The sequence below is a fragment of the Cellulomonas uda genome (genome assembly GCF_006538705.1).
GTDB lineage: Bacteria > Actinomycetota > Actinomycetes > Actinomycetales > Cellulomonadaceae > Cellulomonas > Cellulomonas uda.
The window spans coordinates 33,396-42,596 of the sequence record NZ_BJLP01000035.1 but is presented as its reverse complement, the minus strand read 5'-3'; the positions used below and the strand labels follow the sequence as shown (position 1 = coordinate 42,596).

11 protein-coding genes and 1 riboswitch are annotated in these 9,201 nt (G+C 75.0%); of the genes, 4 read left to right on the top strand and 7 right to left on the bottom strand.

What is annotated here, in order from left to right:
* Nucleotides 1-75: 75 nt before the first annotated feature.
* A complete protein-coding gene (locus CUD01_RS10965; protein WP_094181320.1) occupies nucleotides 76-1,230 on the bottom strand; it encodes a thiamine ABC transporter substrate-binding protein in 1,155 nt (384 codons plus the stop codon).
* A 78-nt stretch (nucleotides 1,231-1,308) separates the two neighbouring features.
* A riboswitch (TPP riboswitch) is annotated at nucleotides 1,309-1,423 on the bottom strand.
* A 71-nt stretch (nucleotides 1,424-1,494) separates the two neighbouring features.
* Between CUD01_RS10965 and CUD01_RS10960 the strand changes: the two genes are divergently transcribed.
* Nucleotides 1,495-1,764, top strand: coding sequence for a DUF4235 domain-containing protein (locus CUD01_RS10960; RefSeq protein WP_094181321.1), 270 nt, complete (start codon nucleotides 1,495-1,497; stop codon nucleotides 1,762-1,764).
* A gap of 33 nt (nucleotides 1,765-1,797) precedes the next feature.
* Here CUD01_RS10960 and CUD01_RS10955 read toward each other — a convergent pair whose 3' ends face one another.
* The gene (locus CUD01_RS10955; RefSeq protein WP_141321049.1) at nucleotides 1,798-3,324 is read right to left on the bottom strand and encodes a phytoene desaturase family protein; all 1,527 of its coding nucleotides are present in this window, start codon (nucleotides 3,322-3,324) and stop codon (nucleotides 1,798-1,800) included.
* A 191-nt stretch (nucleotides 3,325-3,515) separates the two neighbouring features.
* Here CUD01_RS10955 and CUD01_RS10950 point away from each other — a divergent pair, with 191 nt between their 5' ends.
* From CUD01_RS10950 to CUD01_RS10940, 3 genes are all read left to right on the top strand, one after another.
* Entirely contained in the window at nucleotides 3,516-4,010 is a 495-nt protein-coding gene (locus CUD01_RS10950; RefSeq protein WP_141321047.1) for a hypothetical protein, read from the top strand.
* Nucleotides 4,007-4,930, top strand: coding sequence for a hypothetical protein (locus tag CUD01_RS10945; RefSeq protein WP_244937752.1), 924 nt, complete (start codon nucleotides 4,007-4,009; stop codon nucleotides 4,928-4,930). The genes CUD01_RS10950 and CUD01_RS10945 overlap by 4 nt, the downstream gene beginning before the upstream one ends.
* 132 nt (nucleotides 4,931-5,062) lie before the next feature.
* On the top strand, nucleotides 5,063-5,749 hold the full coding sequence (locus tag CUD01_RS10940; RefSeq protein ID WP_141321045.1) for an ABC transporter ATP-binding protein: 687 nt from the start codon (nucleotides 5,063-5,065) through the stop codon (nucleotides 5,747-5,749).
* A 36-nt stretch (nucleotides 5,750-5,785) separates the two neighbouring features.
* Here the strand turns inward: CUD01_RS10940 and mnhG are convergent, their stop codons facing one another.
* The 5 genes from mnhG to CUD01_RS10915 are packed head-to-tail and all read right to left on the bottom strand — an operon-like array spanning nucleotide 5,786 to nucleotide 9,201.
* Nucleotides 5,786-6,163 (bottom strand): monovalent cation/H(+) antiporter subunit G, encoded by a 378-nt coding sequence (gene mnhG / locus CUD01_RS10935; RefSeq protein WP_094181325.1) that lies wholly within the window; start codon nucleotides 6,161-6,163, stop codon nucleotides 5,786-5,788.
* A complete protein-coding gene (locus tag CUD01_RS10930) occupies nucleotides 6,160-6,555 on the bottom strand; it encodes an MrpF/PhaF family protein (protein ID WP_141321042.1) in 396 nt (131 codons plus the stop codon). The genes mnhG and CUD01_RS10930 overlap by 4 nt, the downstream gene beginning before the upstream one ends.
* Nucleotides 6,552-7,118 (bottom strand): Na+/H+ antiporter subunit E, encoded by a 567-nt coding sequence (locus CUD01_RS10925; RefSeq protein ID WP_141321040.1) that lies wholly within the window; start codon nucleotides 7,116-7,118, stop codon nucleotides 6,552-6,554. The genes CUD01_RS10930 and CUD01_RS10925 overlap by 4 nt, the downstream gene beginning before the upstream one ends.
* Nucleotides 7,115-8,704 carry a Na+/H+ antiporter subunit D gene (locus CUD01_RS10920; RefSeq protein WP_094181328.1) on the bottom strand — a complete coding sequence of 530 codons (1,590 nt, stop codon included), beginning with the start codon at nucleotides 8,702-8,704 and terminating at the stop codon, nucleotides 7,115-7,117. Before CUD01_RS10920 ends, CUD01_RS10925 begins: the two co-directional genes overlap by 4 nt.
* The gene (locus tag CUD01_RS10915; protein WP_141321038.1) at nucleotides 8,701-9,201 is read right to left on the bottom strand and encodes a Na(+)/H(+) antiporter subunit C; all 501 of its coding nucleotides are present in this window, start codon (nucleotides 9,199-9,201) and stop codon (nucleotides 8,701-8,703) included. Before CUD01_RS10915 ends, CUD01_RS10920 begins: the two co-directional genes overlap by 4 nt.

Here is a 9,201-nt window from a genome sequence, read left to right as displayed (position 1 = left end):
CGGGCCGTCGGGCGCGCGGGCCCGCCGGTCGGTGCGTCGCGCACGGGGCGCGGGAGCTCGGTCGTCGCGGTCATGTCAGCCGATCACGGTCTGCGACCACGTCGAGAGCCACACGTCGCGGTTCGCGGCGATGTCGCCCGGTGCGACCTCGAACGGGTGCTCGGCCAGCGGCGCCCACAGCGTCCACTGCGCGGGCAGCACGACCTGCGAGCTCACGGGGTACATGTACATCGAGCCGGGGATGTCCACCTGCACCTCGTAGGACAGCAGGTAGTCGAGGAGCGCGCGCGCACCCGCGGGGTTCTCGGCGCCCGCGAGCACGCCCGCGTACTCGACCTGCCGGAAGCACGTGTCGAGCAGCGCCGAGGTCGTCGGCTCGTCGCCGCCCTCGGGGACGGTCGACGGCGGCGACGACGCGTAGGACAGCACGATGGGCCGCGGCCCGCCGCCGCCCCCGCCGGAGAAGTCGGTGAAGTACGCGTCGGACCAGCCGTCGGCGACCTTGAGCCCGTTGTCGACGAGCGCCTGCCAGTACTGCGGCCACTCGTCACCCTTGGCGCCGATGGTCGCGAGCAGGAAGGCGAACCCGGGTGAGGAGGTCACCGCATTGGGGACGACGAGCAGGTCCTCGTACGCGGGCTTCGTGAGGTCGTCGAGCGTCGTCGGCGGCTGCAGGTCGTGCTTCGCGAACCACTGCTCGTCGACGTTGAGGCACACGTCGCCGAAGTCGACAGCGGTGAGCGCGCCCGCGTCGTCGCCCTCGACCGCGAAGCCGATCGCGTCGTCCGCCGCGTCGCCCTGCGACCGGTACGGCTCGAGCACGCCCTCGGTGAGGGCGCGGGACGCGAACGCGTTGTCGATCCCGTACACGAGGTCACCCAGCGGCGCGTCCTTGGTGAGGACGAGCTGGTTGACGAGCGCGCCGGCGTCGCCGGGCTGGACCACCTGGACCTCGACGCCCGTGGCGTCGGTGAACTTCTCGAGCAGGCCGTCGGACAGCGCGAACGAGTCGTGCGTCACGAGGGTGACGGTGCCGCCGAGCTCGGCGGACGGGTCGGCGCCTGCCGTCCCCGTCGTGCCCGCGGTGGGGGTGCTGCCCGGCCGCGTGCTCTCGTCCGCGATCGCGCAGCCCGCGAGGACGAGCGCGGGGACCAGCAGGCCGCCGAGCAGCGCGGCCGTGCGGCGGGTGGGTCGGGATGCGCGGGTGCCGCGCACCGTCGGACCGGTCATGCGTTCTGCCTCCTGGCGTCGTCTGCGAGGAGGGGTCCACCGCCTCGTCGCACCGAGGACCCCGGCACGACGAGGCGGAGGTGAGAAGTCCCGACTCCCTACGCCGGTATCACCCGGATCAGGTTCGAGGGTCTGCGGCTGTCCCGCACTCTCAGCGCCCTGGTGTCAGCCCGGCGCTCCCCTGTCGTTCAGGGGTCGATGCTACCCGCGCCCGGACGCCGAGCGGCGCGCGCGGACCGCCCGTGGGCGGTAGCGTCGGCGTCCATGGCAGGCAAGCCCTCGACCCCCGTCCTCGCGAAGCTCGTCGGACTCGCCGCGGCCGCCGCGGCGGCGTGGGCGGCGAACCAGGTGATCACCCAGTCCTGGCAGGCCGCGCGCGGCCACAAGCCGCCGAAGGCGGAGGACCCGGGCGACTCGCAGCTCGCGGAGATCCTCGTGGCCGCGGCGCTGTCCGGTGCGGCGGTCGCGGTCGCTCGTGCGCTCGCGACGCGCGGCACGGCGCGCTTCGCGGTGAAGACCGACATCACCGACTGAGCCGGCCCCGTCCCGTCGCCCGGCGCCCCGGCGTCAGGGGTGCAGGTCGGGCGCCTGCGTGATGCCGAAGACGTCCCGCAGCGCGCGCCGCGCCGCGAACCAGCCGCCGAGCCCGTGCACGCCGGGTCCGGGCGGGGTCGAGGCCGAGCACAGGTACACGCCGTCGAGCCCGACGGCGTACGGGTCGAGCCGCGGGGTGGGCCGCGCGACCATCTGCCACATGGTGACCGCGCCGGACGCGATGTCACCGCCGACGTAGTTCGCGTTGTGGCCGGACATCCGCGCGGCGGGGACGCACCGGCTCGCGACGACGAGGTCGCGGAACCCGGGCGCGTACCGCTCGACGTGCGCGGTGACCGCCTCGGTCACGTCGACGTCCGACCCGGCAGGCACGTGCGCGTACGTCCACAGGGGACGCAGGCCGTCGACGACGCGCGTCTCGTCGACCACCGCGGGGTCGCTCAGCAACGTCATGGGCCGCTCGGGGTGCTGCCCGCGCGCGACCTGCGCCTCGGCGTCGGCCATCTCCCGGCGCGTCCCACCCAGGTGCACGGTGCCCGCGAGCGCGACCTCGGGGTCCGTCCACGGCACCGGCCCGGAGAGCACGAAGTCGACCTTGCTGGCGCCGTCGCCGTACCGGAACGCGCTCAACGCCCGCCGCGCGCGAGCGGGCAGCTCGTCGCCCAGCACCTCGACGACCGTGCGCGGCGTCGTGTCGAACAGGTAGGCGTGCGCGCCCGGCAGGTCGGCCGCGGTGCGCACCGGGTGGTCCGTGAGGACCTGGCCGCCGTGCGCCTCGAGGTCGGCGCGCAGCGCGTCGGTGATGGCGCGCGAGCCGCCGCGCGGGATGGACCAGCCGGACCCGGCGTGCGCGAGCGACGCGAGCAGCAGCGCGGTCCCGGCCGCGGCGAGCGACGGCAGCGGGGTGCTCGCGTGCGCCGCGACACCCGTGAGCAGCGCGGGTGCGAGGTCCCCGGAGAACCGCCGGTCCCACGCACGGGTGCCCTGCTCGAGCACCGCGAGCCCGAACGCCGCCGCGGTCGGCACGCCGCCGGGGAGCAGGCCGGGCGGGACCGAGCGCTTGTCACCGAGCGCGAGCCGCACCACGTGCGGCCAGTGCTCCGACAGCCGCCCGACGAGCGCACGCCACGCGGGCCCGTCCTCGCCGAGCGCCTCCACCGTGCGGTCCAGGTCGCGGTACGCGAGGCCCGACCGCCCGCCGGGCAGGGGCTGCGCGTACGAGACCTCGGGGGTCAGGAGCTCGACGCCGCGCGCGGCCAGGTCGAAACCGCGGAAGAACGGCGACGCCCACGCCATCGCCTGCACCGCCGAGCACACGTCGTGCACCACGCCCGGCGCGAGGCCCAGGTCGAGCGTGCGCGCACCGCCGCCCGCGTCGGGCTGCGCCTCGAGCACCGTGACCTGGAGCCCGGCGCGCGCGCACGTGACCGCGGCCGCGAGGCCGTTGGGTCCGGCGCCCACGACGACGACCTCGGTGTGACCCTCGCCGCGCCCGCGCACCTGCGACCCCTCGCCTCGCCCGTCCAGGAACCCCGCCATCCAACCACCACGGCGCGCCCCGCGAGCGGTGGGCGTGCGCGAGGGCGAGCGCGTGGGCGCGCGAGCGGCGCGCGAAGTCGAGGCGCGAAAGCCGCCCGTCCGGTGCGCGGCGTCTGGCAGAGTTCGTCCCGTCGGCCGAGGGGGCGGACGGTGACGTGCGGGGGGACGGGTTGAGCGGGGCGGCGGACGGCGTGGGCCGGGAGCCCACCGCGGCGACGGTGCGGGAGGACCTGCACGAGGACCTGCGCGAGGACCTGCACGAGGACGCGCGGGCACGGCGCCGCGCCCGAGCGGTCACGTGGACCGTGCTGGGCGTCATCGCGCTGGGTGCGCTGGTGGAGGCCGAGGCGTGGCCGGTGACCGCGTTCCGCCTGTTCAGCACGGTGCGAACCGCGGACGGCGCGTCGCTGCGGCTCGTCGTGACGGGGACGGACGGCGTGCGCGTGACCGTCCCGATGCCGGCCGACGCGCCGCTCGCGGCGACGTCCCACCAGCTCGCCGAGCTGCGCGACCTGCCCACGGGCGCCCGCCGCGAGAAGGTCGTCGCGTGGCTGCGCCTCGCGGGTCTCGACCCCGCGGCGTTCACCTCGGCGGCGGTCGAGCGGACCGCGTGGACCATGGACGGCGAGACGCGTGAACGGCACGAGCACGGGCCGACGACGGTGCTCGCGCAGGTGACGCTGTGAGCGTCTCGGCGCCGGAGCGCCGTCCAGCCGTGCGCAGCCGTGACGGCCGCGTGCGCGCGCTCGTCGGGACGCTCGACGCCCGGCTGACCGCGCCCGGGCCGGGCTACCGGCTCCGCGAGGTCCACACGCTCGTCGCGCTCGTGATCGGGCTGCGTCTCGTCGCGCGCGACTGGGCCGCGATCGCCGAGCGGCCGGCCGCGCTGACCGACGGCCTGACGTTCGTGTCGTGGCTGCCGGCGGCGCTGCCCGCGTGGCTGCCCGTGACGCTCGCGGTGCTCGGCACGGCGGGGGTCGCGCTGGTGCTCGCGCGGCGCCGCGCGCACGCCGGGTTCGTGCTCGCGTGGGTCTGCTACGCGGTGCTGTGCGCGTCGTGGGGCTCGTCGGGCAAGGTGCTGCACAACGACGTGCTGACGGTGTGGGTCGCGGTGCCGCTGCTGTTCGCGCGCGTGCCGCGCCGCGACCAGGACGACGAGCGTGCGGTGGTGTGGGGGTGGCCGCCGCGCGCGGCGCTCGCGGTGCTGGCGCTCGTCTACTGGCTCACGGGCGTGCAGAAGCTGCGGCACTCGGGGATCGGGTGGGCGCTGTCCGACAACATGACGTGGGTGCTGCGGCAGGGCACGTCGCCGCACGCGGCCGGGGTCGCGCAGTGGGTCGCGGACCACGCGGTGCTGGCGAGCGGGCTCGCGACGGGTGCGCTGCTGCTCGAGCTGACCGCGCCCGTGTGGCTGCTGTGGCGCCGCACGCGCGCACTGTTCGCGCTCGCGGTCGCGGTGATGCACGCCAGCATCTGGCTGTTCCTGGGGATCGACTACTCGGCGTGGGTGCTCACGGCGGCGGCCGTCGCGGTGCCGATGAGCCTCGCCACGGGCCGCCGCCTGGAGGACCTGAGACCGCTGCGCGCCGCGATCGGACGCAGTTAATCGTTTCATTCGGACAAATCTCCGCGCGTCGCCCGCCAAGATGCCACCCAAGCGGGTCGCCGGACCTCGGCACCCCGCGGCCGGCTCTCCCCACGATCCCCGGCCACCCCCGACGCAACGCTGCGAGGCGCCATGTCCGTGCTGTCCGCCTGCGACCTCGTCGCACGCACCGGATCCCCGGCCGAGCTGCGCGGTGCCCACCTCGAGGTCCGCGACGGCGAGGCCGTCGCCCTGCTCGGGCCCGCCCGTTCCGGCACCACCACGATGCTCCAGGCGCTCGCCGGCCTCGTGCACCCCCTGCGCGGCCGCGTCCGCCTCGACGGCCGCGACCTCGCGACGCTGCGCCCGCACGAGCTCGCCGCCACGCGGCTGAGCGCGCTCGGCCTCGTCTTCCCCGACGACGACCTGCTCCCCGAGCTCACGCTCGTGCAGAACGTCGAGCTGCCCCTGCTGCGCATGGGCGTGCCCGGCACCGAGGCCCGCCAGCGCGCCGCGACCCTGCTCGGCCGGCTCTTCGTCGGCGCCGGTGCGGACCACCTGCCCGAGGCCGTCTCGTTCGGTCAGCGCCAGCGCGCCGCCGTCGCGCGCGCGCTCGTCCACCGCCCCCGCGTCGTGCTCGCCGAGGACCCGACCGCGGGCCTCGACTCGTGGCGCGCACTCGCGCTGTTCGGGCTGCTCGTCGCCGTCGCGCGCGACTGCGGCACGGCGGTCGTCGTCGCGACGCAGGACCCGGAGCTCGCGTGCCTCGCCGACCGCGTGGTCGAGCTGCGCGACGGCCTGCTCGTCGAGCGTCCCGTGGCCCGCACCTACACGCGCTGACCGCTCGTCGTCGGCACCCCGACGACGAGACGCGGCTCAGACGTCGTCGCGCGTGCGCGCCTCGCGCAGGTCGCGGGTCAGCTCGTCGGCCACCAGCAGGTCGTTGCGGACCTTGCCCGTCCGGTACCCCGCGCGTCCCACCATGTGCGCCGCGACGGGCGCCGTGAGCAGCCCGAACACCGCGACCAGCACGAGCGCCCACACGGCACCGCCCGAGCGCAGCCGCAGCCCGAGCCCGACGAGCACGAGCACGAGCCCCAGCACCTGCGGCTTGGTCCCGGCGTGCATCCGCGCGAGCAGGTCGGGGAACCGCAGCGCCCCCACCCCCGCCGCGAGCACGAGGAACGAGCCGCCCAGCAGCGCCACGACCGACACCACGTCCGCGAGGGTGTCCCAGCCCGAACCTGCGGTCATCGCACCTCTCCCTCCGCGCCGCCACCGTGGTGCTCCTCTGGCTCCGCCGCGGGCCGCAGCTCGGCCTCCTCGGCCTCGCGCCGGGCGGCCTCCTCGGCCGCGACCTCCTCGCGCGTGCGCACCCGGCCCTCACCCTCGGGCTCGACGGCCGCGAACCGCGCGACCGTCACCGATCCCACGAAGCCGACCAGCGACAGCACGACGAGCACGGGCACCACGTCGGTGCGCCGCTGCGCGGCCGCGTACAGCGCGAACGCCGCGATGACCGCTGTCACCGTGATGTCGAGCGCGATGGTCCGGTCCAGCATCGAGGGACCCCGCTCGGCCCGCACGATCGCGAGCGCCGCACCCACCGTGATCATGGCCGCGCAGACCAGCACCACCCACGTCATCCGCGCACCCCCGCCGTCTCGGGGCCCAGCAGACCCGCCGACCGGAGCTCGGCACGTGACGCGAACGCCCGCAGCACGCGCTCCTCCTGGTCGAGCACGGCCTGCCGCGCCGCCTCGATCCCGCCCGCCGCGCGCACGTCGAGCACGTGCAGGTACAGCCGGCCGGTGAGCCGGTGCGCCTCGACGACGAGCGAGCCGGGCACGAGCGAGCACAGCTCCGCGGTCATCGTCAGGTAGAGGTCCGAGTGGCTGCGCAGCTGCACGCCGATCACCGCGCCGTGCGGGGTGTACCGCGGGCGCAGGGCCAGGAACGCGACCTCGAACGACGCGCGCAGCAGGTCCCACGCGAACCGCGCGAACAGCCGGACCACGCCCCACGGGTGCACCGTGCCGTGGAAGTCGACCGACGCCATGCGCAGACCCAGCGTGACGAGCAGCGCGAGCGTGACGCCCGCGACGACGTTCGCGGCGCTGAGGTCGCCCCACAGGAACACCCACACGACCGTCAGCCAGACGACCGTGCCCCAGGGCAGGCGGCGCGCGCGCCGCGGGTGCAGGCTCACGGCTCCGCCCCCGTCCGCGCGTCCTCGTCGGCGCCCTGGCGTCGCGCGTCCTCGTCGGCCACGTCCGCGGACTCGCCCTCGCCCCGCTCGCCGTCGGGCAGCACCGCGCGGATGTACGTGGTGCGCAGCGCGAACGCGTTGGCCGCGCGCTCGGTGTACGCGTACAGCGGCCCGGCCGCGAACGTCAGCCCGAGCCCGACGAGCACGAGCGCGGCGGTCGGTCCGACCATCCCGAACGGCAGGCGCCCCGGGCGGGGCTCGTCCTGCGGCGACTGCCAGAACGCCTTGTTCCACGCCTTGACCAGCGCGTACAGCGTGAGCAGCGACGTGACGACGGACCCGACCACGAGCAGGTACGCGAGCGGTGTGCCGGCGTCGACGCCGGCCTGGAGGAGCCCGAGCTTGCCGAGGAACCCCGACAGCGGTGGGATCCCCGCGAGGTTCATCGCGGGCACGAAGAACAGGATCGCGAGCACCGGGGCGAGCTTCGCCAGGCCGCCGAGCCGGGTCAGCGACGTGGACCCGCCCACCCGCTCGACGAGGCCGACGACGAGGAACAACGCGGTCTGCACGGTGATGTGGTGCGCCACGTAGTACACGGCCGCGGTCCACCCCGCCTCGGTGGACAGCGCGATGCCGAAGATCATGTAGCCGATGTGGCTGACGAGCGTGAACGACAGCAGACGTTTGATGTCGTCCTGCGCGACCGCGCCCAGGATCCCGACGACCATCGTCGCGAGCGCCGCCCACATGAGGACGTCGTCGAGCCGGCCGCCCGGGAACAGCAGCGTCTGCGTGCGGATGATCGCGTACACGCCGACCTTGGTGAGCAGGCCCGCGAACACCGCGGTGACCGGTGCGGGCGCGGTCGGGTACGAGTCCGGCAACCAGGCCGAGAGCGGGAACACGGCCGCCTTGACCGCGAACGCGAGCAGCAGCAGCACCTGCAGCGTGAGGCGCACGTCCGGGTCGATGTGCGGCAGGCGCAGCGACAGCTGCGCGAGGTTGACGGTGCCCGTCGCGGCGTAGATCGCCGCGAGCGCGACGAGGAACAGCACCGACGACAGCAGCGCGACGACGACGTAGATGGTGCCCGCACGGATCCGGTCGCGCGTGCCGCCGAGCGTGATGAGCACGAACGACGCCGCGAGCAGGATCTCGAAACCGACGTAGATGTTGAACAGGTCGCCCGAGAGGAACGCGTTCGCGACGCCCGCCGCGAGCACGAGGAACGTCGGGTGGTAGATCGAGACGGGTGCGGACTCCTCGTCGTCGTCCCGGCCCTGCGCGAGCGAGTACAGCAGGACGCACAGCGTCACGGCCGACGAGATCGTCAGCATGAGCGACGAGAGCCGGTCGGCCACCAGGTTGATGCCCACGGGCGCGGCCCACCCGCCGACGTCGACCACGAGCGGGCCGTCGTCCGCGAGCACGAGCAGCGCGACCGACGCGAGGAGCACGAGCGCGAGCGCGGTCACCGAGACCACGGGCTGCACGCGCGGGCGGCGGTACATCGCGAGCGTCAGGCCCGCGCTGAACAGCGGGATGACGACCGGCAGCGGCACGATCCAGGTCCAGTCGGTCACGGTGTCACCCCCTGTTCGCGGCGCGGTTCCTGGCCGGGCACGGCTCCCTCGTCGGTCTCGTCGCGGGCCTCCTCGGCCTCCTCGTCGAGCGACTGCGCGGTCGCCTCGGTGTCGGCGTCGGTGACCGCGCGTTCGTCGATCGCCGCGAGGCGCGCGATGCGCCGGTCCTCGACGTCGTCCTGCACCTCGTCGTGCCGCTGCAGCTGCCACGACCGGTACGCCATCGCGAGCAGGAACGCGGTCATGCCGAGCGTGATGACGATCGCGGTGAGGACCATCGCCTGCGGGAGCGGGTCGCTCATCTGCCCCTCGGCGGCCGTCCCCACGATCGGCGGCCGTCCCGCGCGGCCACCCGCGACGAGGAACAGCAGGTTCGCGCCGTTGCCCAGCAGGATCACGCCGATCAGGACGCGCGACAGCGACCGTTCGAGCAGCAGGTACACGCCCGCCGCGAACAGCACGCCGATCGCAACGACGAGCGTCAGGTTGGGGGTCAT

Coding starts and splice junctions, on each gene's coding strand:
- CUD01_RS10930 (WP_141321042.1), bottom strand. CDS start 6,555: ATGACGTGGGTGGTGCTGGTCTGCGCGGCCATGATCACGGTGGGTGCG.
- CUD01_RS10915 (WP_141321038.1), bottom strand. CDS start 9,201: ATGACCCCCAACCTGACGCTCGTCGTTGCGATCGGCGTGCTGTTCGCG.
- CUD01_RS10955 (WP_141321049.1), bottom strand. CDS start 3,324: ATGGCGGGGTTCCTGGACGGGCGAGGCGAGGGGTCGCAGGTGCGCGGG.
- CUD01_RS10965 (WP_094181320.1), bottom strand. CDS start 1,230: ATGACCGGTCCGACGGTGCGCGGCACCCGCGCATCCCGACCCACCCGC.
- CUD01_RS10940 (WP_141321045.1), top strand. CDS start 5,063: ATGTCCGTGCTGTCCGCCTGCGACCTCGTCGCACGCACCGGATCCCCG.
- CUD01_RS10960 (WP_094181321.1), top strand. CDS start 1,495: ATGGCAGGCAAGCCCTCGACCCCCGTCCTCGCGAAGCTCGTCGGACTC.
- mnhG (WP_094181325.1), bottom strand. CDS start 6,163: ATGACCGCAGGTTCGGGCTGGGACACCCTCGCGGACGTGGTGTCGGTC.